At 68.6% G+C, this 23,179-nt stretch carries 21 protein-coding genes; 13 read left to right on the top strand and 8 right to left on the bottom strand.

The features are described 5' to 3' along the window. The first annotated feature begins 273 nt into the window (after nt 1–273). Genes AAFN86_RS10125 through AAFN86_RS10115 form a run of 3 tightly spaced genes read left to right on the top strand, consistent with a single transcriptional unit; the run spans nt 274 to nt 3,139 of the window. On the top strand, nt 274–1,338 hold the full coding sequence (locus AAFN86_RS10125) for a type III polyketide synthase (protein ID WP_347543180.1): 1,065 nt from the start codon (nt 274–276) through the stop codon (nt 1,336–1,338). Next, nucleotides 1,338–2,039, top strand: coding sequence for a methyltransferase domain-containing protein (locus AAFN86_RS10120; RefSeq protein WP_347543179.1), 702 nt, complete (start codon nt 1,338–1,340; stop codon nt 2,037–2,039). The genes AAFN86_RS10125 and AAFN86_RS10120 overlap by 1 nt, the downstream gene beginning before the upstream one ends. Then, entirely contained in the window at nt 1,991–3,139 is a 1,149-nt protein-coding gene (locus AAFN86_RS10115; protein ID WP_347543178.1) for an FAD-dependent monooxygenase, read from the top strand. Before AAFN86_RS10120 ends, AAFN86_RS10115 begins: the two co-directional genes overlap by 49 nt. A gap of 119 nt (nt 3,140–3,258) precedes the next feature. On the opposite strand, the gene AAFN86_RS10110 is transcribed toward AAFN86_RS10115, so the two are convergent. Genes AAFN86_RS10110 through AAFN86_RS10100 form a run of 3 tightly spaced genes read right to left on the bottom strand, consistent with a single transcriptional unit; the run spans nt 3,259 to nt 5,641 of the window. Next, on the bottom strand, nt 3,259–4,377 hold the full coding sequence (locus AAFN86_RS10110; RefSeq protein WP_347543177.1) for an ABC transporter permease: 1,119 nt from the start codon (nt 4,375–4,377) through the stop codon (nt 3,259–3,261). Next, nucleotides 4,374–5,075 (bottom strand): ABC transporter ATP-binding protein, encoded by a 702-nt coding sequence (locus tag AAFN86_RS10105; protein ID WP_347543176.1) that lies wholly within the window; start codon nt 5,073–5,075, stop codon nt 4,374–4,376. The genes AAFN86_RS10110 and AAFN86_RS10105 overlap by 4 nt, the downstream gene beginning before the upstream one ends. Then, entirely contained in the window at nt 5,072–5,641 is a 570-nt protein-coding gene (locus AAFN86_RS10100; RefSeq protein WP_347543175.1) for an ABC transporter substrate-binding protein, read from the bottom strand. Before AAFN86_RS10100 ends, AAFN86_RS10105 begins: the two co-directional genes overlap by 4 nt. A gap of 511 nt (nt 5,642–6,152) precedes the next feature. Here AAFN86_RS10100 and AAFN86_RS10095 point away from each other — a divergent pair. Then, nucleotides 6,153–7,412: an Hsp70 family protein gene (locus AAFN86_RS10095; protein WP_347543174.1), complete on the top strand. Its 1,260-nt coding sequence runs from the start codon at nt 6,153–6,155 to the stop codon at nt 7,410–7,412. 23 nt (nt 7,413–7,435) lie between these two features. On the opposite strand, the gene bla is transcribed toward AAFN86_RS10095, so the two are convergent. Next, nucleotides 7,436–8,317 (bottom strand): class A beta-lactamase, encoded by an 882-nt coding sequence (bla, locus tag AAFN86_RS10090; protein WP_347543173.1) that lies wholly within the window; start codon nt 8,315–8,317, stop codon nt 7,436–7,438. Between the two features lie 104 nt (nt 8,318–8,421). Between bla and AAFN86_RS10085 the strand changes: the two genes are divergently transcribed. Next, nucleotides 8,422–9,300, top strand: a complete 879-nt coding sequence (locus AAFN86_RS10085; RefSeq protein WP_347543194.1) for a LysR family transcriptional regulator — start codon at nt 8,422–8,424, stop codon at nt 9,298–9,300. A gap of 100 nt (nt 9,301–9,400) precedes the next feature. Then, nucleotides 9,401–9,646, top strand: coding sequence for a DUF3297 family protein (locus AAFN86_RS10080; RefSeq protein ID WP_347543172.1), 246 nt, complete (start codon nt 9,401–9,403; stop codon nt 9,644–9,646). Nucleotides 9,647–9,765: 119 nt separating this feature from the next. Here the strand turns inward: AAFN86_RS10080 and AAFN86_RS10075 are convergent, their stop codons facing one another. Next, on the bottom strand, nt 9,766–9,981 hold the full coding sequence (locus tag AAFN86_RS10075) for a hypothetical protein (protein WP_347543171.1): 216 nt from the start codon (nt 9,979–9,981) through the stop codon (nt 9,766–9,768). Between the two features lie 650 nt (nt 9,982–10,631). After that, entirely contained in the window at nt 10,632–11,825 is a 1,194-nt protein-coding gene (locus tag AAFN86_RS10070; RefSeq protein WP_347543170.1) for an aminotransferase, read from the bottom strand. A gap of 346 nt (nt 11,826–12,171) precedes the next feature. Here AAFN86_RS10070 and AAFN86_RS10065 point away from each other — a divergent pair, with 346 nt between their 5' ends. From AAFN86_RS10065 to AAFN86_RS10055, 3 genes are all read left to right on the top strand, one after another. Further along, nucleotides 12,172–12,510: a P-II family nitrogen regulator gene (locus tag AAFN86_RS10065; RefSeq protein WP_347543169.1), complete on the top strand. Its 339-nt coding sequence runs from the start codon at nt 12,172–12,174 to the stop codon at nt 12,508–12,510. Between the two features lie 313 nt (nt 12,511–12,823). Further along, nucleotides 12,824–14,263 (top strand): type I glutamate--ammonia ligase, encoded by a 1,440-nt coding sequence (gene glnA / locus AAFN86_RS10060; RefSeq protein WP_347543168.1) that lies wholly within the window; start codon nt 12,824–12,826, stop codon nt 14,261–14,263. Nucleotides 14,264–14,439: 176 nt separating this feature from the next. Beyond that, nucleotides 14,440–14,973, top strand: coding sequence for a DUF6973 domain-containing protein (locus AAFN86_RS10055; RefSeq protein WP_347543167.1), 534 nt, complete (start codon nt 14,440–14,442; stop codon nt 14,971–14,973). Between the two features lie 201 nt (nt 14,974–15,174). Here the strand turns inward: AAFN86_RS10055 and AAFN86_RS10050 are convergent, their stop codons facing one another. Next, nucleotides 15,175–16,335, bottom strand: a complete 1,161-nt coding sequence (locus tag AAFN86_RS10050; protein WP_347543166.1) for an aminotransferase class V-fold PLP-dependent enzyme — start codon at nt 16,333–16,335, stop codon at nt 15,175–15,177. Nucleotides 16,336–16,827: 492 nt separating this feature from the next. On the opposite strand from AAFN86_RS10050, the gene AAFN86_RS10045 reads away from it, so the two are divergent. The 3 genes from AAFN86_RS10045 (at nt 16,828) to AAFN86_RS10035 (ending at nt 20,740) form a co-directional block, all read left to right on the top strand. After that, the gene (locus AAFN86_RS10045) at nt 16,828–17,208 is read left to right on the top strand and encodes a helix-turn-helix transcriptional regulator (protein WP_347543165.1); all 381 of its coding nucleotides are present in this window, start codon (nt 16,828–16,830) and stop codon (nt 17,206–17,208) included. A 105-nt stretch (nt 17,209–17,313) separates the two neighbouring features. Then, nucleotides 17,314–18,600 (top strand): NCS2 family permease, encoded by a 1,287-nt coding sequence (locus AAFN86_RS10040; protein WP_347543164.1) that lies wholly within the window; start codon nt 17,314–17,316, stop codon nt 18,598–18,600. 688 nt (nt 18,601–19,288) lie between these two features. Next, entirely contained in the window at nt 19,289–20,740 is a 1,452-nt protein-coding gene (locus tag AAFN86_RS10035) for a calcium-binding protein (RefSeq protein ID WP_347543163.1), read from the top strand. 266 nt (nt 20,741–21,006) lie between these two features. Here the strand turns inward: AAFN86_RS10035 and AAFN86_RS10030 are convergent, their stop codons facing one another. Further along, nucleotides 21,007–21,726 carry a helix-turn-helix domain-containing protein gene (locus AAFN86_RS10030; RefSeq protein ID WP_347543162.1) on the bottom strand — a complete coding sequence of 240 codons (720 nt, stop codon included), beginning with the start codon at nt 21,724–21,726 and terminating at the stop codon, nt 21,007–21,009. 114 nt (nt 21,727–21,840) lie between these two features. Between AAFN86_RS10030 and AAFN86_RS10025 the strand changes: the two genes are divergently transcribed. After that, nucleotides 21,841–22,980, top strand: a complete 1,140-nt coding sequence (locus AAFN86_RS10025; RefSeq protein WP_347543161.1) for an acyl-CoA dehydrogenase family protein — start codon at nt 21,841–21,843, stop codon at nt 22,978–22,980. Nucleotides 22,981–23,179 lie beyond the last annotated feature (199 nt).

Raw genomic sequence — 23,179 nt, 5'->3', positions numbered from 1 at the left:
CCTCGACCTGGCGCGGGGCATCGCGGTGGGTTTCGACTACGGAGGAATGCGTCGTGCCCGTGGACCGGAATTATGCCGGGCGCCGACCCGAAGCACACTCCCCCACGCCGGCGCCAATGTCCCGCGGTCCAGGGACCCGTTGGTCCCTGGCGGGGTGGCTTGGAGGGGCGGCGCCCCTCCAATCCTCCGCCCGCAACCGGCGCCCACGGCACATGCCCCGCCGGCACGGCCGGTCCTTGCCGCCCCCCGAACCACCGCGTAAGCACCCCCGCAATGTCCCAGGTCTTCATCAATCGCATCGCCTGCGCTGTGCCGAAGAACCAGGTGCACGACGCGTTCACCCACTTCGCCAGCCGCTATGTCCTTGAAGGGCGCGATTCCAACACCTTTCAGCGTATGGCCAATCGCAGCCAGATCGCGCAGCGCTGGTCGGTGCTGGAACCTTCGGAACCGCGCGGCAGCGGCACCACCTGCGGCTTCTACCGCGTGGGCGAGGCGTTCCCGTCCACCAAGGCCCGCATGGTGCGCTATGAACAGACCGCCCCCGCACTGGCGCAGGCCGCCCTCGACCGCCTCGGGCTGGCGGAGGAGGCGAAGGACGTCACGCACATCATCTTTGCGAGCTGCACCGGCTTCGCAGCGCCCGGCCTCGACCAATGGGCGATCAATCACTACGGCATTCGTGGCGATGTCGAACGCACGATCATCGGCTTCATGGGCTGCCAGGCGGCGATCAACGCGTTCAAGGTCGCCTGGCACATCGTGCACAGCGACCCCAAGGCCCGCGTCGTCGTCATCTGCCTCGAACTCTGCTCTCTCCATCTGCAGGGCAGCACCGCGATCGAGCAATTGCTGTCGTTCCTGATCTTCGCCGATGGCTGCGCCACCGCGCTGGTCACCGCGGAGCCCGTGGGCCTGCGCGTCGACGGCTTCCATGCCGGGCTGGTGCCGCAAGCCGCCGACCAGATCACCTGGCATATCGGCGACAGTGGCTTCGACATGCAGCTTTCGGGCCTCGTGCCTTTCACCGTCGCCCATGTGCTGCCCACGATCTGCGACGCCATGCTGGGCGGCGCCAGGCCGTCGGATGTGGATCTGTGGGCCGTGCATCCGGGCGGCCGCAGCATCCTGGATGCGGTGGCCCACGGGCTGGACCTGCCCGATGGCACGCTCGGCGAAAGCCGCGCCGTGCTGCGCGACCATGGCAACATGTCATCGGCCACCGTGATGTTCGTACTGCGCGACATGATGGCCCGGCAGCAGCCCGGGCAATTCGGGTGCGCGATCGCCTTCGGACCGGGTGTCTCGGCCGAAACCATGCGCTTCACGACCGTCTGATGGCGCGCTCATGGCTCCGCGCGCGCAGCGACGAAGCCGAACGGATGGACGATGCCGCGCAGGGGGAGGCGGCATTCCGCTCAGCCCTGCGGGACCTGGAATTCCTCAACCGGATCAGCTTCGGCTACCGGCCGACCCTGCGCTGGCTCGACCGGCTGGTGGCGCGCACCGGCGTGCGGTCGCTGTCGGTGCTGGATGTCGGCGCGGGCGGCGGCGACATGCTTCGCCGGATCGACCACTGGGGGCGTGCGCGCGGCGTGGCCGTGGCACTGACGGGCCTCGACCGCAGCCCGGCCGCGGCCGCCGCGGCGCGCGCGGCGGGCACGCCGGGGGCATGGATCACCGCCGACCTGTTCGACCTGCCCGGTGATGCACGGTACGACGTGATCGTCTCCGCGCTGTTCACGCATCACCTGCCGGATGCCGACCTCGTCCGCTTCCTGCGCTGGATGGAACGGCATGCGCGGCATGGCTGGATGATCAACGACCTGCACCGCCATGCGATGCCCTGGATCGGCCTGTGGCTGGGCACGCGGCTGATGCGGCTGGACCCGATGGTCGTGCATGATTCGACCATCTCCGTCGCCCGCGCCTTCACGCGCCGGGATTGGCGCCGGCTGACGGCGGAGGCCGGCACCCCGGCGCGCATCGCATGGCAACTCCCGTTCCGCTGGGCCATCTGCACGGAGGGCAAGGCCTGACCGCCGCGGCACGCGATGCCGAGGTGCTGATCGCCGGTGGCGGGCCGGCCGGGACGGCGGCCGCGATCACCCTGGCCCGGGCCGGACGAAGCGTGTTGCTGGTCGAACGCGAAGCCGCCGCGCGCGAGAAGGTCTGCGGTGAATTCCTCGGCGCCGACGCGGTCGGGTGCCTGCACGCCCTGGGGGTCGATCCTCGGGCGTTGGGCGGCGCGCCCATCGCGGCCGCCGGCATCGCCCGGCGCGGCGGCGGGCAGGCGCGGATGGCGCTGCCCTTCCTCGCCTGGGGCCTGCCGCGCGCGACGCTGGACGAGGCATTGCTGGCCGCGGCCGGGGCTGCGGGCGCGACGGTCCTGCGCGGCCAGGCCGTGCGCGATGCAGCGCGCGATGGTCCGGGCTGGTCCCTTCGCCTGGCCGATGGAACGATGCTGCGCGGGCCGTGCCTTGTGCTGGCAACCGGGAAGCATGCGCTGCGCGGCATCCCGCGCGCGGGCGCACCGGAGGGATGGATCGGCGCCAAGCTGCACCTGCGGCTTCGCGCGCCGCTCGATGCCGTGACGCTCCTGCCATGCGGCACGGGCTATGCCGGGCTGCAGCCGAGCGCCGATGGCCAGGCCAATCTGTGTGCCGCCCTCGCACCCGGGCAGGCGGCCGCCGCGCGCGATGCCAAGGGCTTCATGGCGCTGGTCGCCGCCGGCTCGGGCCTCGCCGCGTCGCTCCTCGACGGTGCGGAACCTTGCATGCCGCGCCCTTTGACGGTGGCTGGCGTGCCCTATGGATACCTGCACCGCGACGGGCCGGGCGCCGATCCGGCGCTGATGCGCGTGGGCGACCAGTTCGCGGTGATCCCGTCCTTCCTCGGCGACGGCATGGCCATGGCGCTGGCGGGCGGCATCGCGGCGGCGGAGGCCATCCTGGCGGGCCAGGCGGCACCCGACTTCCACGCCGCGTGGCACCACAGGCTCGCCGGGCCCATGCGGATCGCCTCCATCGCGGGCTTCGCGCTTCGGCATGCGCCCGGATTGTTCGCGGGCGTCATGGCCCACGCGCCCGGCCTTGCGCGCATGATCGTGCGCCGCACGCGCGTGATCACGCCGCCGTAGAACGGTTGGCATGCGGCTGCGCCGACGCAAGGCACCTGACCCATGGCCGGCGCCAGCTTCTCCACCTGACAGCCTGCTTTCACCCGGGCGGGATCCGCTGCGGCGCCGACCGCCCGGCCTTATCCGCGCCGCAGCGCGGCCGCGGGCGAAAGCCGCACCGCGCGCCAGGCAGGATACAGCGCGCCCACCAGGCACAGCACCAACGCCCCGAGCAACGGCGCGACCAATCCGCCGACCGTCGGCTGGAAGGTGACGAAGCGCCCGATCGTCGGGATGGATTCGAACAGCCCCGATGCCGCGACGCCGATCACGAGGCCCAGCAGGCACCCCATCACGCCGAGCATCATGCCTTCCAGGACGATGAGTGACAGCAGCCGCCCGTCCGACCATCCGATCGCGGAGATCATCCCGATCTCGCGCGTGCGTTCCTGCACCGACATCAGCTGCGTGCTGAGCACATTGAGCCCGCCCAGCGCCAGGGCGATGAGCGACACGGCGAAGGACACGGCATTCAGCACCGCCAGGTTGCGATCGTGGTCCATCACCTCCGCCGCATCCGAGACCAGCACCGGCCCCACTTCCGCCAATGCCGCGCGGATCTCGGCGCGCCGGCGCTGGGAGGCACCCGGCGCCAGCCGGATATGGAAGCCGGTGACCTGGCCTGGACGGAAGGTGATCGCCTGCAGTTCCTCCAGGGGCATCAGCGCCATGCCGCGGTTCATGCGCGACGCCCAGCGCGCGACGCCCACCACCTCGAACCGGTCCTCATGCAGGTCGATCATCGCGCCCGGCCCGACGCCCAGGCTTTCGGCGATCGCGTCGCCCAGCACCACCTGCTTCGTATCGCCCGGCCGCAGCGTCCGTCCGGCCACGATTGGCGCGCCGCGCAACATCGGCGCGGTCAACGGGATGCCCGCGACGAGCACCGGCCGTCCGCCCGGCAGCGAGACGAAGGCGACCATCTCGCCGCTCACGGCCGCCACGCCCGGCACCTGGGCCAGTCGCGCCGCCATGGTCTCCGGCAGCCTTCCGCCGAAGGCATCCGTCGCGGCGCGCTGGGACACGACGAGTTCCGCCCCCCGCTCGTCGAGGCTGTCGCCCACCCCCGCACGGATCCCCTGACCCAGCGAGAGCAGTGCCACGGCGCCACCCACCGTCAGCCCGAATCCCAGGACCGACAGCAGCGTGCGCGCCGGGCGCCGCCGCAGATTGTTGAAGGCGAGCCCCAGCAGGTTCATCCGAACTCACCCCCCGGCCGATCGTCGGACATGATCGCGCCGTCATGCATCACGATCCGCCGAGGGCAGCGCGCGGCCAACGCCGGATCATGGGTCACCATCAGCAGGGTCATGCCGCGTTCGCGCGGCAGGCCAAGCAGCAGCCCCGCGATATTCGCCGCATTGACGCTGTCCAGGCTGCCGGTCGGTTCGTCCGCCAGCAGCAGGGATGGCTCGCGCACCAGCGCGCGGGCGATCGCCACGCGCTGGCGTTCGCCGCCCGACAACGCGGCGGGCACGTGCCGCGCTCGACCTTCCAGGCCCATGCGCGCCAGCGCGGCTTCCGCCTTCGCGCGCTGGGCCCGGCCGGTCAGCGCGCTGCCCATCAGCGCGATCTCGACATTCTGCAGCGCCGTCAGCGTCGGCAGAAGGTTGAACTCCTGGAACACGATGCCGATCTCGTCGCGCCGAAGCGCCGCCCAGGCACGGCGCGAGGCGACCGGCTGGCCCCGCCACAGCACGCGCCCGGCGGTGGGAAGGTCGATGCCGCCCGCCATGTTGAGCAGGCAGGTCTTGCCCGATCCGCTGCGCCCGGTCAGGGCGATGCACTCCCCGCTGCCGATGTTCAGGCTCACCCCGCGCACCGCGGCGACGCGGCCGCCGTCGAAACTGCGTACGACATTGTCGAACGCCAGCATGGGTGGAAGGCTTCGGCTCATGGCGGGGGCGCACCGCGGGACAGGGCCGGGATTGCCGCCGCCACGTCGCCGTCCGCGGCCTCGACGCCGGCGCGAACCTCATCGCGCAGGGCGGCCGCCGCGCTGATGCCATCGACGACCAGGTCGGATGCGCGCCAGCCCCAGGGTCCGCCTTCGTGCAGGCGCCAGACCAGGATGCGCTCGCCCCCGTCCGGCAGCGTCAGGCGCACGGTGAGCGAGACGCCGGCCGCGGTCTGCCGCGTGGCCAGCGGCGTCAGCGTGCCGCCGCGCTGCCGGTGCGTGCATTCGGTGGCCAGGCGCGCCCGCAGCGCGGCGATGAAGGCCGGTTGCCGGGCGGCGCCGAGGCGGTCCCAGATGTCGAGTCCCGCGACGGCCCGCGCCATGGCGGGCAGGTCGAAACTGGCCTCGATCTGTTCGGCGCAGGCCGTGCGGAGCGACGCACCAGGGGCGACGGCGTCGAGGTCCCGCATCGACGCGGCGCTGCGGCCGACAAAGGTGTCCTGTGCCAGGGCGGAACCGCCCGGCAAGGCCAGGCCGATCCATGCCGCCGCCAGCACGCGCCGCATTCAGGTACCCAAGGGCCGCGGGGGTGGTTTCGGCACGCGCGGCACTGCCGATGACGGCATGCGGCGAACCGAGGCGTTCATCGTCGACACGCGACTCCTCCTGGCCGCCCCGGGCGGGGCCTCGCCCCAGATAGCCGAGGGTTCCGCCATGGCAAAGCCGCCCCGCGGCGCGGCGGCATCCCGGATCGGCCGGGGCCACGACGGCCGTCGGGATGGGCATGGCCTGGCACGCCGCACACGCCGCCCCCGATATCGGCGCCGCCTGAATGGGCCCCGCCGATCATAGGGCAAGCAGGTGCGCAGCGTCGCTGCCATGCGGGAGGAACGGGCTCTCGTCATTCATCCGCGGCAGGCGAAGGGCGCGGGACGCGAGGGCAAGGCACCCAAGACCGCCCCGGGCCATCGCCCACCAGCATCGCAAGCGGGTGGGCAGAGGGGGGCGACCTGCCTGCCTTGCCATCGGCGCGCGAACCGGCTTCAAGGCGCCCCCTTCCCAGGACCAGAACGCCCCATGCGCCCCGCCATCGGCATCGATTTCGGCACGACGAATTCCGTGGTCGCCATGGTCGGCGCGGATGGGTCGGTGCGCACGCTGCACCATGCCACCGGCGACGTGTTCCGGTCGGTGCTGTGCTTCTGGGCCGGCGCCGACGGCCGCCCGCAGAGCGCGGCGGGCCCGGCCGCGATCGAGGCCTATCTCGAGGAACCGCTCGAGAGCCGGCTGATCATGTCGATGAAGTCGTACCTGGCGCAGCGCAGCTTCACCGAGACACGCATCTTCGGTCGCGCCTGGGGGCTGGAGGGGCTGGTCGCGGTGTTCCTGCGCGAATTGCTCGGCCCCTTCGCGCAGGACCTGGCCGGGGCGCAGGTGACGGTCGGGCGGCCGGTGCGCTTCGTCGGCGACCGGGCGGACGATGATTTCGGCGAGCAGCGCCTTCGCGCCGCCTTCGCCGAGGCCGGGCTGGCGCAGGTCACCGTGGGGCTGGAACCGGCGGCGGCGGGGCATCGTTTCGCGCAGGACCTCGATGGCGCGGCGACAGTGCTGGTGGCGGATTTCGGCGGCGGCACCTCCGACTTCTCGGTGCTGCGCTTCGAGCCCGGACCGCCGCGCCGGGTGACCGCGCTGGGGCATGCCGGCGTCGGCGTGGCCGGGGATGCCTTCGACTATCGCATCATCGATCACGTCGTCTCGCCGCAGCTTGGCAAGGGGTCGACCTATTCCATCATGGGCGGGGCGCCGCTGCCGGTGCCACCGGCCTGGTATGCGAGCTTCGCGCGCTGGAACCAGCTGTCCATGATGCGCGCGCCGCGGACGCTGCGCGACATCGCGACGGTGGCGCGCACCGCCGAGCATCCCGAGCGCCTGCAACGGCTGATCGAACTGATCGAAGGCGATGCCGGCTATGCGCTGTATCGTGCCGTCTCGGGCGTGAAGGCGGCGCTGTCGGGGCAGCAGGTGGCTACGCTCGACTTCGCGCATGGGGACTTCGCCTTGAACACGACCATCGCGCGCCGTGACTTCGAGGCCTGGATCGATCCGGAACTGAAGCGCATTGCGGCGGCCGTGGATGCGGCCTTGGCCGATGCGCATCTGGGCCCCGCGGCGGTGGACCGGGTGTTCCTGACCGGCGGCACCTCCCTGGTGCCCGCGGTGCGGCGGTTGTTCGAAGACCGTTTCGGCGCCGGGCGCATCGTCGCCGGCGGCGAGTTCGTCTCGGTCGCCGAGGGGCTGGCGCTGATGGCGCGGGACAGCGCGAACCCGCCGGCCTGAACCGGCGGCAGGCGGCACCTCGTTCAGCCGATCGTGCCGGTGATCGCGGCGCCCACCGCGGCGAGCGCGGCATCACGCTGCGCGGCCACGGGTGCCCCTTCGGTCAGGAAAGCGGTGACCACCAGCGGCGCGCGGCCGCCGGGGGGCCACATCACGCCGATGACGTTGCTGGTGCCGCGCGCGCCCGTGCCGGTGCGGTCGCCCACCTGCCAGCCCGCCGGCAGCCCGGCGCGCAACCGGGCGTCACCGGTGCGATTGCCGCGCAGCCATGTGACGAACTGCGCCCGGCTGGCGGCGGACAGGACATCGCCCAGGGCGAGGCGCCCCAGAGTCGCCGCCATGGCCGCCGGCGTCGTCGTGTCGCGCGGGTCGCCGGGCAGCGCCTCATTGAGCGTGGGCTCGGTGCGATCCAGGCGCGTCACCTGATCGCCCGTGCCACGCAGCCAGGCCGTCAGGCCGGCCGGGCCGCCTACCGCGGCCAGCAACAGGTTGGCGGCCGCATTGTCGCTGAGGGTCATGGTCGCGGCGCAGAGTTCGGCGACGGTCATCCCCTCCCCGCCGAGCCGGGTCTCCGTGATCGGCGACCAGGCGATGATGTCGGACCGCGCGATGCGGATACGCCGGTCGAGGCGCTCGCCGCCGCCATCGACACGCGCCAGCACCGCCGCGCTCAGGAGCGCCTTGAAGGTGCTGCACATCGGGAAGCGTTCGGTCGGGCGATGGCCGGCCTGGCGCCCCGTTCCGGTGTCCAGCACGGAAACGCCGAGACGCCCGCCATGCTCCGCTTCGATACGGGCGAAGCGCGGCGGCAGCGCATCGAGGCCCCCCTCGGCCGCCGCACCACGCGCTAGGCCGGCGAGGAGGCCCGCCGCCGCGCCGATCATTCCGTGTCGCCTGTCGATCATGTCCCTGCCTTCCGTGTCTGGCGGACGCACACTCATCCGGCGGCAGCGGGCTCGGCAAACGATCAATCCTTGCCAATGACCCTAGAAAATCTAATGCCTTGGCGATGACCTTGCCGCCACTGCCGCTCAACGCCCTGCGTGCCTTCGAGGCCGCCGCCCGGCATCTCAGCTTCACCCGCGCCGGGCTTGAACTGCGCGTGACCCAGGCAGCGGTCAGCCACCAGGTGAAGGCACTTGAGGAAATCTTGGGGATCAGGCTGTTCCGCCGGCTTTCCCGGGGCCTGGCGCTGACCGAGGAGGGCGAGGCGCTGCTGCCTGTCCTGACCGATGCCTTCCGCAGTATCGGGGCCACGCTGAACCGCTTCCAGGCCGGACGGCCACAGGAGGTGCTGACGCTTGGCGCCGTCGGGACCTTCGTCACCGGCTGGCTGCTGCGGCGGCTGCCGGCGTTTCGTGCCGAACATCCCTTCATCGATCTGCGGCTGATGACGAACAACAACCGCGTGGACCTCGCCGGCGAAGGACTGGACGCGGCAATCCGCTTCGGCGACGGGGCCTGGCACGGGACCGAGGCGACACGGCTGCTCGCGGCCCCGCTGGGTCCGCTGTGCGCGCCCGCGGTGGCACGGCGGCTGCAACTGCCGGCCGACCTGCTGCGGGAGACGCTTCTGCGGTCCTATCGCGTGGATGAATGGGAGCAGTGGTTCGCGGCGGTGGGGCTGACGGCTCCGAACATCCGGGGCTTCGTGTTCGATTCCTCCCTGGCCATGGCGGAGGCGGCCATGCAGGGGGCGGGCGTCGGCCTGCTGCCGGCGCGCATGGTCGAACACCATCTGCGCGACGGGCGGCTGGTGCGCCCCTTCGCTGCCGAGGTCACGCTCGGTGCCTACTGGCTGACGCGACTGCGCTCGCGACCCGAGACGGAGGCCTTGGCGGCGCTGCGGCGCTGGCTGATGGCCGAGGCCATGGCGGAGGCAGGCTGAGGGGCGGCGCCACCCGCGCCGCCTTGGCTTTGGCGGCAAGCTGGCTTAGGCGGGGCGCACATGACGGCCCGATGGCCGTATCCCACGGAGGCAATACCCCATGGCCGACACTCTTCCCGACCGGCTCTCGACCGATCCGAGCAGCCCGTTCTTCGACGAAGCGCTTCTGCAACGCGGAGTCGGCATCCGCTTCCGCGGCGAGGAAAAGACCAATGTAGAGGAGTACTGCGTCTCGGAAGGCTGGGTGCGGGTCAGCATGGGCAAGGCGGTGGACCGCCGCGGCAAGCCGCTGACGCTGAAGCTGACCGGCACCGTCGAGCCGTATCTGCGCGAGCCGGCCGCGTAGAAGCCCGGTCGAACCCCGACAAACGCCAAGGGCCGGGCGACGTCTCGCCCGGCCCTTCGTCAGGTCGTACCGGCCATGTGCCGCGCCGCCGAGATCCCCCGAGAGCCGGCGGGCGGTGCTCACATGTCCTGCGACCTGTAGATGCTCAGCCCGCCGAAGATGGTCGTGATGGTGCCGCAGACGACCAGATAGAGGCTGACCTTGTCGGTTTCCGGCGCAGCAATCGCGCCGTCGAGAAGAGACAGGGGAACGCCGTGCCAATAGGCGATCCAGGTTCCCGCCATTGTGGCGCTCAGGCCCACCAGCAGGGCGACCACGCCGAGCATGACCGCCATGGCGGCATCGGAGGAGGAGCGCCCGCCCTCCGGAGCCGGTATCGTCTGCTGCCTGGCACTACCCGCATCCGACATGGTGATCGCCCCTGATGCACGCCATACGCGCATTTGATCACACATAATCGCGATCACACAATCACAAAACATGTCTCAATAATTATCCCATCCAGCACAACCACAAGCGGTAGGGTCGAATTTGCCGTCGCCACTACCATTACTGGATTAACGGAGTATTCACAGTGATTCTCATCGCACGAGACGCGCGATCGCACTCTTCAGCATTGCACTGGATCAGCGATGGTGTTCATCGGCGCGCCAGAATCGTACATCATAACGTCTTATTTTCAGATTAATTTCTATTTAATAATGCAATCCAACTCCGCCGACCCATGCGATGGCAATCAGTCGACCCGGCCCAGGACCAAGGGCGGATCTGCCGTTGCTGAACCTGCAAGCCTGCATGGGCTGCGGCCGGGGCCGGTCTCATCGGGTCACTATCGCCAGGCGCCGAACCCGGCCTGGACCCAGGGCCGCCGTTCCACCGAAACGGCCCCTGCCCGGCCCATCACCCGGACTCGGCTACCCGAGGCAGAGTGGCCTCGGGGGTGGGATGGGCCGGAGGGGCGAAGCCCCCTCCCAGCCCGCCTGCCTCAGCCAGCCGCCGCGCGCGTCACCGCGCCACGGGCGGCGAGCCAGGCCTCCATCCGCGCCAGCGCCTGGTCCAGCAGCGCATCGCCCTTGCAGAAGGCGAAGCGCGCGTAATGGCTGGGCGCGCCTTCGCTCGCATAGAAGGCGGTAACCGGGATGGCGGTGACCTTGGCTTCCTCGGTCAGCGTCCGGCAGAAGGAGACATCGTCGCCATTCCAGCCCAGCGGGCGGACATCGGTGGTGATGAAATAGGTCCCCTTGGTCTCCAGCACCCCGAATCCGAGCCGCGCGAGACCCGAGGCCAGCCGGTCGCGCTTCTGCTGGAGGTGGGTGGACAGCCCCTCGAAATACGCATCGCCCTTCATCAGGCCGACGGCGACGCCGCGCTGCAGGTTGGGCGGCGTGGTGAAGGTCAGGTTCTGGTGCGCCTTCGCCACGTTGGCCGCGAGCGAACGGTCGCAGGTGATGTAGCCGACCTTCCACCCGGTCAGGCTGAAGGTCTTGCCCGCCGAGCCGATGCGCATGCAGCGCTCGCGCATGCCCGGCAGGGTCATCAGCGGGATATGCTTCCAGCCATCGAAGGTCAGGTGCTCATAGACCTCGTCGCAGATGGCGTAGCAGTCGTGCCGGGCGACCAGTTCCGCGATGAAGGCCAGCTCGGCGGCGGTGAACACCTTGCCGGTCGGGTTCATCGGCGTGTTGAACAGGATCGCCTTGGTCTTCGGCCCGAAGGCGGCGGCCAGTTCGGCGCGCGGCAATTCCCAGTTCGGCGGCGAAAGCCGCACCAGCTTCGGGATGGCGCCAAGCAGCTTCACCACGGGCAGGTAGGTGTCGTACAGCGGCTCGATCAGCACGCATTCGTCGCCGGGATTCAGCACGGCCATCAGGCAGGCGGTGATCGCCTCGGTGGCGCCGGAGGTGACGACGACCTCGGCGTTCGGGTCGGCATCGATGCCGTAGAACCGCTTCGCATGGGTCGAGACCGCCTGGCGCAGTTCCGGCACGCCGGTCATCGGCGGGTATTGGTTGCGGCCATCCAGCAGCGCATCGGCGGCGGCACGGACCACATCCTCGGGGCCATCGTAGTCGGGGAAGCCCTGGCCGAGGTTGATGGCCTGGTGTTGGTTCGCCAAGGCCGACATGACCGTGAAGATCGTGGTGCCGGTGGCGGAGAGGAGGGCGTTCTGCGGCTGCATCGGCCTCGCACTTTGTCCTGAGCGTGTGACGGTGGGCGGTTATGACGCCGGGCGGGGTGGGCGGCAACGGGTTGCGCACGCGACGCGGCCCTCATTCGCCCTCTCGATGGGCAGTCTTCGCCCAAATATTATGCATTTCGCCCGATCTTTCGGCCATGCTGCGGCTCGCCCGGCGATTTTCCGTGGGTCCATCCGATTGCTGGTTCGGCATGGTGCGTGCAATACCCGGCTCGTGTCCCGTTCCCGACGGACCGGGCCACACGCCGCTCACGGGAACGAGGCACCGGGACAACCGGGAGGACGGCCAAGGCGCTGCTGAGGTGCCGAGGCCGCTGGACAGGAGCCGATGAAGAAGATCGAGGCCATCATCAAGCCCTTCAAGCTCGACGAGGTGAAGGACGCGCTGCATGAGATCGGGCTCCAGGGCCTGACCGTCGTCGAGGCCAAGGGCTTCGGGCGCCAGAAGGGCCATACCGAGCTGTACCGCGGCGCCGAATACGTCGTGGACTTCCTGCCGAAGGTGAAGATCGAGGTGGTCTGCGGCGACGACATGCTGGACCGCGCCGTCGAGGCCATCCAGGCCGCCGCTCGGACGGGACGCATCGGCGACGGCAAGATCTTCGTCTCCGACATCGTCGAGGTGATCCGCATCCGCACCGGCGAACGGGGCGACGACGCGGTCTGAGGCGACGGTGATGGCGACGCGGCGCTTGCCGCGCGGACGCCGGCGCGGCTCTCGCCGCGCTCACTTTGACGCGGCGCTCGCCGCGATGACTTTGACGCGGCGCTCGCCGCGATGATTTCGCCGTCTCTTCCCCGGCGGGGGGGCGGTGCCAGGTCCGGACGCGGCGCTGCGCGCCTGCCGGGCGGGAACAGCCGGGCGGGGTGGCGATCGTCGCCGCACCGCCCTGCACGCCGGGTCGTTCCGCGGGGCTCCGAAGCCGCGGTGCGGGAACAGGTTTCGGGGTTTTCGCAGTCAGGCAACAGGACCGCACATCATGGCCAAGAAGCCCGCCGCCCCCGCAGGTGGCTCCGACGTCTCCAAGGTGATGGAGATGATCAAGGAACACAGCGTCGAGTATGTGGACCTCCGGTTCACCGATCCGCGCGGCAAGTGGCAGCACACCGCCCAGCACGTCTCGACCGTCACGGAAGACGTGTTCACGGACGGCTTCATGTTCGACGGCTCCTCGATCGCCGGCTGGAAGGCGATCAACGAGTCCGACATGATCCTGATGCCCGACCCGACGACGGCCTGCATGGACCCGTTCTCGGCGAAGCCGCAGCTGATCCTGATCTGCGACATCTTCGAGCCGTCGACCGGCCAGTTGTATGCGCGTGACCCGCGCGGCACGGCGAAGAAGGCCGCGGCCTATGTCGGCTCCTCGGGCGTGGGCGACACCGTCCTGATCGGCGCCGAGGCCGAGTTCTTCATCTTCGACAGCGTGAAGTTCGGCACCGGCGGCAACTACGGCATCTACCAGCTCGACAGCGTCGAGGGCCCGGGTTCGTCCCTGAAGGACTATCCGGAAGGCAACATGGGTCACCGCCCGTCGGTGAAGGGCGGCTACTTCCCGGTTCCGCCGGTCGATGGCGACAGCGACCTGCGCGCCGAGATGCTGTCCACCATGGGCGAGATGGGCCTGCCCATCGAGAAGCACCACCATGAGGTGGCGCAGTCCCAGCATGAGCTGGGCACGCGCTTCGGCAAGCTGGTCGAGATGGCCGACCAGATGCAGATCTACAAGTACTGCGTGCACAACGTCGCCCACAGCTACGGCAAGACCGCGACCTTCATGCCGAAGCCGATCTATGGCGACAACGGCTCGGGCATGCACACCCACATCTCGATCTGGAAGGCCGGCAAGCCGATGTTCGCCGGCAACGGCTATGCCGACCTGTCGGAGATGTGCCTGTACGCCATCGGCGGCATCATCAAGCACGCCAAGGCCATCAACGCCTTCACCAACCCCTCGACCAATTCCTACAAGCGCCTGATCCCGGGCTTCGAGGCCCCTGTGCTGCTGGCCTATTCGGCCCGCAACCGCTCGGCGTCCTGCCGCATTCCCTACACCACCAACCCGAAGGCCAAGCGCGTCGAGGTGCGGTTCCCCGACCCGACCGCCAACCCCTACCTGGCGTATTCGGCGATCACCATGGCGGCGATGGACGGGATCAAGAACAAGATCCACCCCGGCGACCCCATGGACAAGGATCTGTACGACCTGCCGCCGGAGGAGCTGAAGGACATCCCGACGGTGTGCGGCTCGCTGCGCGAAGCGCTCGAATCGCTCGCCGCCGACCACGAGTTCCTGCTCGCCGGCGACGTGTTCAGCAAGGAGCAGATCGAGTCCTACATCGAGCTGAAGTGGAACGAGGTGTATCGCTTCGAGCACACCCCGCACCCGGTCGAGTTCGAAATGTACTACTCCGCCTGATCCCATCCGGATCGGACGTGCCGAAGGGGGCCTCGCGCGATGCGCGGGGCCCTTATTCGTTTACCGGCTGTGACCCAGGTCGCACCGCGTCACGCAACGGTGAAACGCTTCCTGTTCGCGTCGTTCGGAGGGTCCTAGACAGCGCGCCATTACCGCTGTCTTACGGAGACGACATCATGTCCTTCATGGACGATCTCGCCAATCTCGCGAACCAGGCCCTGCAATCTCGCGGCACCAACCTCGCCGAAGCCGCGACCATTCTCAGCAAGGCGACCTCGCTGCCTAAGCTGCTCGCCGCGAAGGCGGAAGCAACGCGCTGGTCGCGCAACGTCTCCTATGCCTTCACCAGCGATATGGACGCATCGGACGCCGAAGTCGTCGCGTTGGCCTCGCGCGGCCAGGAAGGCCCGGCCGACGCGCTGCGCCACTGCTTCCTCTCCGCCATGCTGGCACGGGACATCGGCTACACCGATGCGATGGACGTGCTCGTGGCGCATGAAATGAACGACGACTGGGGTTCGCCGGCCTCGCGGATGGACCTGTTCAACAACGCCGTAGGGCTCGAACTCGGCACTCGGATGAAGGCGGCGTCGGATGTCGACCTGCAGGTCGCGACGATGGACGCCTTCCTGCAGGGCCGGCTGCGCGTGCTGGACCACAATGACGGCGACAAGCTGGTGCCGACGCGCTCGCTGACCTTCGGGCGCTAGCGACCTGGGGCGGAGATTGGGGGGCGTCGCACCCTCCACGCGCATATCGGCCGCCGCCCCTCCAGACCACTCCGGCGATGGCCAGTTGGGCCTTGGGAAACCGATACCTGTCATCGGGCGGCACCGTTCCGGGAAGCCGCGCGATGCGCCTCTGACGGTCCGGGCCGCGGAAGGGCGCGGCGATGCGCCCTCCGCGCCGCGTCAGGCTGCGGCCCTTGCCGCCATGCAGCGCGCATAGGCGGCGACGAAGCGGTCCACGTCCTCCTCGTCGTTGTAGACATGCGGGCTGATGCGCAGGCGGCCCAGGCGCGGGGCGGCGAAGGCCTTCTGCGCCGCCAGCGCATCGATGAAGCCGGCCGGCATGCCGGCGGGGAAGGACACGCACAGGATATGCGGCGCGCGCAGGCTGCGCTGCGGCAGGATCGCACCGGCCGCGGCCAGGCCATCCTCCAGCCGCGCGGTCAGCATGGCGCAGCGTTCGGCGATGGCGGCATGGCCCCAGGATGCCATCAGTTCCATCGCCACCGCCGACATCTCCAGGCCGATGAAATGGTCACGTTCGCCCATGTCGAAGCGGCGCGCGGTGGGCGCGTAGGACAGGTCGGACAAATAGGGCACGCGGTCGTTCAGCACGCCCTTGCGGCCGAAGCCGGTCTGTTCCAGCGGCACGCCATCCTGGTGGCGCTTCGCGATGTAGATGAAGGCGCGCCCATAAGGACCGAGCACCCATTTGTAGGTCGGGAAGATCAGGAAGTCGGGGTCGATGCGCGCGACATCGAGGTCCATCATCCCCGCGCCATGCGTCGCATCGATCAGCAGCGCAGCACCCTTGGCCTTCAGTGCCGAGCTGATGCGGTCCATGTCGAGCACCGCGCCATCGGCCCAGTGCAGGTTGGAGATCGACGCGATCGCGATCGGCGCGCCGGGCGTCGCGATCGCTTCCTCGACCGCCGCGGTCCAATCGCCATCGGCGGGGCGCTTGACCGTCTCGACCGTGAAGCCCTGGGCGGGGGCGCGGGCAAGCCATTCGAGCACCGGGGAGGAATGGTCGTCCTCGAACACCAGCACGCGGGACCCGGCGGGCGGGGCGAAGATCTTGCCCGCCACGGCGACGCCATAGGACACCGAGGGGATGATCGCGACATCCTCGGCCGGCGCACCGATCAGCGCGGCGGCCGCCGCACGGCAGCGTTCGATGACCCGCCCCGGCAGGGCGGCGTCCACATCCCAGGGCCGGCCCTTGCGCCCGACGCCCATGCGCCCCGCTTCCTGCACCGCGAGGGGCAGCGGCGACCAGGCGGCGGCGTTGAGGTAGGCGACATCGCGGGGGATATCGAAAAGATGGCGCTGGGAAGCGAGCATTGGCGGTGGTCCTCCGAACATGGCCCGGAGCCTAGCGTGTGTTGGCGATGCGCGCGAAGGGCGCGCAGATGAGCCGGGAAGCCGCGTGGATGGCGCACCCTTGCGCTCAGTATTGGAGTGGCATTGCCCCCACCCCACCAAAAGCCGGTGGCCCCGCGGCAACCGAGACCTGCTGCCACATGCCATGGGTGCGCCGTGGCCTCCGCTCCCTCATCAGGTGCCGGAGGATGTCCCCACACTGGGCACGACCGCAGGGCGAGGCGCCCAAAACCCGCATTCCAAAGGCCCGTTGGCCTTTGGTGGGGTGGTCCGGAGGGGCAAGGCCCCTCCGGCTTCCGACACCCCGATGCCCGACCGCCCCCCATATCTCGTGGTCCCCTGCAGGAAATTCCCCAGATGTGGCGGTTATTCACCTTTCGTTAGCCGAATCGGCCTCAGTCCTTGCGTCGCCGGCGCGACCTTGCCGGTGAGCACAGCGATGAGGACGACAAAATGTCTGAGCACCTGCAGACCGCCACGGCGACCACGCATGACGCAGCCACCGCCGGGGACCTGGAATTCGATGGCCAGGTCGGTGCGGCGCTGCATCACCGGCGCCGCCGCCTTGGCCTGACGGCGACGCAGTTGGCGCGCCGCGTCGGCATCACGCAGCGTCGCATGGCGCGGCTGGAACTGGGGCTCGAGCCGTTGACGCTGCGCCTTGCGCTCAGCCTTGGCGCTGCGCTCGACATGCCGGCCGGCTGGTATCTGGGGGTCGGTGCCGCGGCGGTGCCGGAGGCGATCGGCATCAGCCTGCAGCAGGCGCATGACCATTGGGCGCAGGCGCTTGCCATGCGCATCGCCGCGGCCGGCGCGGCGCAGATGCAACACTGACCCGGCAACCGCCGCGCCGGGCAGCGGCCCGGCTGCGGCGGCGCGGGATTCGCGGGCCGGCCATGGCATAGCCTTGCCGCAGCACCAGCCCCCGGAGATCCCCGCATGGAGCGCCTGTTCCACCTGAGCGAGCGCGGCACCGACCCGCGCACCGAGATCCTCGCCGGCCTCTCCACCTTCCTGACCATGGCCTATATCGTGGTGGTCAATCCCTCGATCATGGCGGCCGCAGGCATTAATGCCGGCGCCGCCTTCGTCGCCACCTGCCTCGCCGCGGCGATCGGGTCGATGCTGATGGGGGTGATCGCCAATTTCCCGATCGCCCTGGCCCCGGGCATGGGGCTTAACGCCTACTTCGCCTTCGCCGTGGTGCAGGGCATGGGGGTGCCTTGGCAGGTCGCACTCGGGGCAGTGTTCCTGTCGGGGCTGCTGTTCTTCGCGGTGTCGGTGCTGAAGGTCCGGGAATGGCTGGTGAACGGCATCCCGCTGTCGCTGAAGTTCGGCATCGCGGCGGGGATAGGCTTCTTCCTGGGCCTGATCGGGCTGCGCGGCATGGGGATCGTGGTGGACCATCCGGCCACGCTGGTCGGGCTCGGGCCGCTCGGCGTGACCAGCACGCTGCTGTCCTGCGCGGGTTTCCTGCTGATGGCCGGGCTGGCGGCGCGTGGTGTGCCGGGGTCGATCGTGCTGGGCATCATCATCACGGCGCTGGCCGGCATCCCCTTCGGGCTGACGACGTTCCAGGGCATTGCATCGATGCCGCCTTCGCTGGCGCCGACCTTCCTGCAGCTCGACATCCCGGGCGCCATCGGGCTCGGCATCACCGGGATCGTCTTCACCTTCTTCATCGTGGACCTGCTGGACAACACCGGCACGCTGATCGGCACGGTGCATCGGGCGGGACTGATGCAGAAGGATGGCACGGTGCCGAATCTGGGCCGCGCGCTGGTGGCGGATTCTGCGGGGGCGATGATGGGCGCGGTGCTCGGCACGTCGACCACCGTCAGCTACATCGAAAGCGCCGCCGGCATCCAGGCCGGCGGGCGCACCGGGCTCACGGCGGTCACGGTGGGCGTGCTGTTCATGCTGGCGCTGTTCCTGGCACCGCTGGCGACCTCCATCCCCGGCTTCGCGACGGCGCCGGCGCTGGTCTTCGTCGCCTGCCTGATGGCGAAGTCGCTGCAGGAACTCGATTGGGAGGATGCGACGGACTACATGCCAGCCATCGTCACTGCGATCACGATGCCCTTCACCTTTTCCATCGCGACGGGGATCGGGCTTGGTTTCATCACCCATGCGGGGGTCAAGACGTTGGCCGGCAAGCCTGGCGAGGTCCATGGCGCGGTGTGGCTGATCGCCGGGTTGTCGGCGGTGAAATTCGCCCTGCTGTAGAACGACGGGGAGGAAGGCGGCGGTCTACCTGGCTGCTGCGGCAGCGCGCTGCCGCGCAACGGCGTGATGCCGCCGGCGCGCCGAACGGGGCAAGACGCTCGCCGCCTGATGGAGGCCTGGCTGGCCGCATTTTGGAGGCGTGGCAGGTCGCGGGCGCGCTGGAACGGGCGCGCGCACTTTACAGACCCCGACCGTTTCTTGACGGTAATCAATTTCTCGCACATGCACATGATGCTTCAATTGCGCTGTGGTAGATTACTGTTCTTTTCAATTCTTCGCCTGATGGAAGAACATAATCACTTTTCCGTGATTTTCTACAATTGATTGCCCTATAATCCCGCTACAAAACTATTTGGTTTTCTTTTTTGATCTATTGCGATCTCTACTTTCGGCGCTTTTCTCTCTTGAGTTTCATACAAACGCATAGAGCAAATCTTATCAGTAAGTTAAGAACCGCTCGTATTCATCACAATGAACGTGATCGCATGATCCATAATACAATGCCTTGTTGTTAATTTCTTATGATTCTCAGTAGATCAAGGGGCCGGATTGGTTCGCGTTCTGGATTGACTCTCGAATTTTGAATGTTCTGCCCCTGACTTCGGAATTCGGGCACGTTTCCGGATGCCGATTCCATGCCCGGTCACTGTCACCAGAACAATTCTCTAAAAAAATGGAGACCTGCGCCATGGCCTATAAATTCAATGCACTGAACAGCACGCGGTTCACCCTGACGGGGACCATATTCAATGATGTTGTCGACCTGAGCGACAACATCATACAAAAGAATGAAGTCAGCCCAACCTTGCCGCAGGACGTGGATTTGCTGGCGGGTGGCATCGGCTTCTTCCGTGAGATCACGATCACCGGCGGTCTCGGCGATGACTCTGTCATTGCCGGCAATAACGTTCTCGCGGCGCTGTTCGTCGATGGCGGCGCCGGCAACGATTTCCTCGACGGCGGGCTCAACAACGACAGCTTGGCCGGTGGCGCCGGCGACAACACCATCAACGGCTATGACGGCAACGACACCATCACCGCCAATGGCGGCAACGACTTGCTGATCGGCGGGGCTGGCGATGACTCGATCCTGGCCAGCGGCGGCAACAACGTCGTGGCCGGCGGCGACGGCAACGACTTCATGTCCGCCAATGGCGGCAACGACAACATGGATGGCGGCGCGGGCGCCGACACCATCAACGCCGGAAACGGCAACAACCTGGTCACGGGCGGTGACGGCGGCGACAGCATCCTCGCTGGCACCGGCAATGACAACGTCGATGGCGGAGCCGGCAACGACTTCATCAATGCCGGCGGCGGGCAGAACGTCGTGGCGGGCGGCGACGGGGACGACACCGTCGCGTCGAATGGCGGCAACGACTACGTGACTGGCGGAGCCGGCAACGATTCCATCAGCGCGGGCGACGGCGCCAACACCGTCCTCGGCGGGGCCGGCGATGACATCATCACGACCGGTGCCGGCGCCGACACCATCCTCGGCGGCGATGACAACGACCGCATCACGAGCGGGGACGGCAACGACACGGTCGACGCCGGCGATGGCAACGACACGGTCAATGCAGGCGGCGGCAACGATTCGGTCGTCGCGGGCGCGGGCAATGATCTCGTCAACGGAGGCGACGGGGACGACACGATCCATGGCAATGCCGGCAACGACACGATCAACCCGGGCGCCGGGGAGGACGTGGTCTATGACGGCGGCGGCAATGACCGCGTCATCCTCTCCGACGGCTTCAACGACACGGTGCACAACACCAGTGACGGCGGGCGCGACGTCTTCGTGTGGAACGCCCTGTTCCCGCCGACCGCCGACGGGCCGGAATGGGACCACCTCGACTATTTCGACGTGACCCGTCCGGTGAACCATGACCAGCTCGACCTGAGGGGCCTCGGGAACAATCTGTTCATGGATATCTGGGGCTCCGCGGAGGATAGCGGCGCCGTCGCGGTCTACACCAGCGCTGCGAACCAGCAGAGCGGCGCGGCCAGCCTGGTGATCGAGTGGGACAACGGCACGCCACTCGAACTCATCAACGTCGGCATCCAGAGTGGCGCCGACATCCGGATCGGCCTTGGGTGGTCGGTGCGCGACGCCGTCAGCGGCGACAGCTTCTTCTGATCGCCGGACACGCGGGGGCGGTCGCAATGGCGACCGCCTTCCGGGGCTGTGCCGAAGCCGGGGGGGGTTTCGCTCCCCCCCGAGCTGTGTTCACTGCGACGGTGACACCCGCGCCGGACCGGTTTCCGCCGCCGTTTCGTCGCCGGCTCTCGCAACCATGGCCACAGAGCCATCCGGCCGCACCAGCCGCATCGCGCCGCGGCCACAGACCATCGCGCGCTCCACCCCCTGTGGCATCGCAGATGCCAGACGCCTCACGTGAAGGCTCACGCCTCCAGCATCTCCGGCGGCCCGTAGACCAGGCGTCGTTCGCGCGGCCGGTCGAAGATGCCGAGCAGCGCCTTGGCGCGTTCCGTCGCATCCGGCGCGCCCTCGAAGGCGATGGCCTGTCGCGCGTCGTCGCCGGCCAGGCCGATATAGCCCATCCAGGCGCGGGTGAAGGTCTCCAGATCCGCGGCAATGACGACATCGACGGGATGGCCGGGATCCTTCATGCACAGATCGATATGCGGATGCATGAAGACGAACCACCAGCTGCGCAGCGCCGTGCGCGCCGCCGGGATGTTGCGGAAGTCGAAGCGGATCACGAAGCGCCCGGCCGGAAATGCAGAGCGCGGGATCTGACTACTGACACTCGCCAGCAGGAAGTGTGGATCGAAATCCTCTGGCCGCAGGATGTTCTCCGTATGGCGCTGGCCCCAGATGCTCAGCGCCTCGATGATCGGGCGGAACTCCTCCCCCGCCGCGGTCAGCGCATAGACGTTGCCCGGACCGGCCGGCTTGGTGGTGATCGAGATCACACCATGGAATTCAAGGTCGCGCAGCCGCTGCGCCAACAGGGTCTTGGACATCAGCGGGAGGCGACGGCGCAGGTCGTTGAAATGCGCCGGGCCACAGCAGAGCTCGCGCACTATCAACGGCGTCCAGCGCTCCGCAAAGAGTTCGCAGGTCTTGGCGACAGGACAGAATTGTCCGTACCCGGGCATACGGCACGATCGGTCGCCCGCGAAGGTCAAATCAAGTCCATTTTCTGGCCTTGAAGGCAGCTTCGACGACGGAGCACGGTCCCGCGCATCGCAACCACATCCCGGGAGGCAAGCATGCCGGACGCATTGATCACTGATCTGCCAGCCATCGACTGGGTCGCGCGCGCCGACGATATCGGCCAGCAGATCGCCACCATGGCGGCGAAGCACGACGCCGATGACAGCTTTGTCGAGGAAGGCTTCCGCGCCCTGAAGGCGGCGGGATTCTTCAAGGCGCTGGTGCCGGCCGAACTCGGCGGCGGCGGTGCGGATTACCGCATGATGTGCGATGCAATCCGCCGGCTCGGCGCGCATTGCGGTTCGACCGCCCTCGCCTTCTCCATGCATTCGCACTTGGTCGCCGTGCCGGCCTGGCGGTGGCGCCATGAACAGGCACCGGTTGAAGGGCTGCTGAAGCGCGTCGCGGCCGAAGACCTGGTGCTGATCTCGAGCGGCGGTTCGGATTGGCTGCCGAGCAACGGCCAGGCGGTGAAGGTGGAAGGCGGCTTCCGCATCACCGCGAAGAAGGTCTTCTCCAGCGGCTGCGAGATGGGCGACCTGCTGGTGACCAGCGCGATCCACGACGATCCGGAGAAGGGCCCGACCGTCCTGCACTTCGCCGTGCCCTTCAAGGCGGAGGGCGTGCGGCGGCTCGACACCTGGCATGTCATGGGCATGCGCGGCACGGGATCGCACGACGTGATGCTGGAGAATGTCTTCGTGCCCGATGCGGCGATCGTCGCGCGGCGGGAACCGGGCAAGTGGCACATGCTGTTCCACCACATCTTCGTACTCGCCTTCCCGCTGGTCTATGCGGCCTATATCGGCGTCGTCGAGGGCGCGCGGGCACGCGCGCTGGAGATCGCGCGGCGCAAGCCCACCAGCCACGCGCTGACCGTCATGGCCGGGCGGATGGAGAACGCCTTCATGGCGGCGGAGATGTCGCTCGACCGCATGATCCGCATCGCGGAGACGGAAACGCCCGGCCCGGTGCGGACCAGCCGCGCGGCGATCGCGCACACCCTGGCGGCCAAGGCGGCGGTCGAGACCGTGGAACGCGCGATGGAACTCGTCGGCGGTGGCTCCTTCTACCGCGACCTCGGGCTGGAACGCGCCTTCCGGGACGTGCAGGGCGCGCGCTTCCATCCGCTGCAGGAGATGCCGCAGCTGGAACTGACGGGACGGATGGCGTTGGGGATGGCAATCGACGGGTAGGGCCGGCGGGGCACCGCCCCATGCGCACCGGGATACGGTCCTGCACAGTGGAACCGGAGAGGGCTTTGCCCCCTCCGGACCTTCCCCACCAAAGGCTTAAGGCCTTTGGAAACCTCGACTTGGTGCTGGGCACGATGGTCGGTCCCGAACGCCGCGGTTGCCTTGGGCCGCGGAGATGAATCCTGGCGCTGATCCTGCC

It is taken from the genome of Roseomonas sp. CAU 1739, from assembly GCF_039839775.1.
Lineage (GTDB): Bacteria > Pseudomonadota > Alphaproteobacteria > Acetobacterales > Acetobacteraceae > Neoroseomonas.
Note: the sequence above shows the minus strand (reverse complement) of the source record. Positions and strands in the feature narration are given on the sequence as shown.

What these genes read in the sequence shown, in the direction of transcription:
- AAFN86_RS10125 (WP_347543180.1), top strand. Translation starts at nt 274, where the DNA reads ATGTCCCAGGTCTTCATCAATCGCATCGCCTGCGCTGTGCCGAAGAAC.
- AAFN86_RS10120 (WP_347543179.1), top strand. Translation starts at nt 1,338, where the DNA reads ATGGCGCGCTCATGGCTCCGCGCGCGCAGCGACGAAGCCGAACGGATG.
- AAFN86_RS10115 (WP_347543178.1), top strand. Translation starts at nt 1,991, where the DNA reads ATGGCAACTCCCGTTCCGCTGGGCCATCTGCACGGAGGGCAAGGCCTG.
- AAFN86_RS10110 (WP_347543177.1), bottom strand. Translation starts at nt 4,377, where the DNA reads ATGAACCTGCTGGGGCTCGCCTTCAACAATCTGCGGCGGCGCCCGGCG.
- AAFN86_RS10105 (WP_347543176.1), bottom strand. Translation starts at nt 5,075, where the DNA reads ATGAGCCGAAGCCTTCCACCCATGCTGGCGTTCGACAATGTCGTACGC.
- AAFN86_RS10100 (WP_347543175.1), bottom strand. Translation starts at nt 5,641, where the DNA reads ATGCGGCGCGTGCTGGCGGCGGCATGGATCGGCCTGGCCTTGCCGGGC.
- AAFN86_RS10095 (WP_347543174.1), top strand. Translation starts at nt 6,153, where the DNA reads ATGCGCCCCGCCATCGGCATCGATTTCGGCACGACGAATTCCGTGGTC.
- bla (WP_347543173.1), bottom strand. Translation starts at nt 8,317, where the DNA reads ATGATCGACAGGCGACACGGAATGATCGGCGCGGCGGCGGGCCTCCTC.
- AAFN86_RS10085 (WP_347543194.1), top strand. Translation starts at nt 8,422, where the DNA reads ATGACCTTGCCGCCACTGCCGCTCAACGCCCTGCGTGCCTTCGAGGCC.
- AAFN86_RS10080 (WP_347543172.1), top strand. Translation starts at nt 9,401, where the DNA reads ATGGCCGACACTCTTCCCGACCGGCTCTCGACCGATCCGAGCAGCCCG.
- AAFN86_RS10075 (WP_347543171.1), bottom strand. Translation starts at nt 9,981, where the DNA reads ATGGCGGTCATGCTCGGCGTGGTCGCCCTGCTGGTGGGCCTGAGCGCC.
- AAFN86_RS10070 (WP_347543170.1), bottom strand. Translation starts at nt 11,825, where the DNA reads ATGCAGCCGCAGAACGCCCTCCTCTCCGCCACCGGCACCACGATCTTC.
- AAFN86_RS10065 (WP_347543169.1), top strand. Translation starts at nt 12,172, where the DNA reads ATGAAGAAGATCGAGGCCATCATCAAGCCCTTCAAGCTCGACGAGGTG.
- glnA (WP_347543168.1), top strand. Translation starts at nt 12,824, where the DNA reads ATGGCCAAGAAGCCCGCCGCCCCCGCAGGTGGCTCCGACGTCTCCAAG.
- AAFN86_RS10055 (WP_347543167.1), top strand. Translation starts at nt 14,440, where the DNA reads ATGTCCTTCATGGACGATCTCGCCAATCTCGCGAACCAGGCCCTGCAA.
- AAFN86_RS10050 (WP_347543166.1), bottom strand. Translation starts at nt 16,335, where the DNA reads ATGCTCGCTTCCCAGCGCCATCTTTTCGATATCCCCCGCGATGTCGCC.
- AAFN86_RS10045 (WP_347543165.1), top strand. Translation starts at nt 16,828, where the DNA reads ATGTCTGAGCACCTGCAGACCGCCACGGCGACCACGCATGACGCAGCC.
- AAFN86_RS10040 (WP_347543164.1), top strand. Translation starts at nt 17,314, where the DNA reads ATGGAGCGCCTGTTCCACCTGAGCGAGCGCGGCACCGACCCGCGCACC.
- AAFN86_RS10035 (WP_347543163.1), top strand. Translation starts at nt 19,289, where the DNA reads ATGGCCTATAAATTCAATGCACTGAACAGCACGCGGTTCACCCTGACG.
- AAFN86_RS10030 (WP_347543162.1), bottom strand. Translation starts at nt 21,726, where the DNA reads ATGCCCGGGTACGGACAATTCTGTCCTGTCGCCAAGACCTGCGAACTC.
- AAFN86_RS10025 (WP_347543161.1), top strand. Translation starts at nt 21,841, where the DNA reads ATGCCGGACGCATTGATCACTGATCTGCCAGCCATCGACTGGGTCGCG.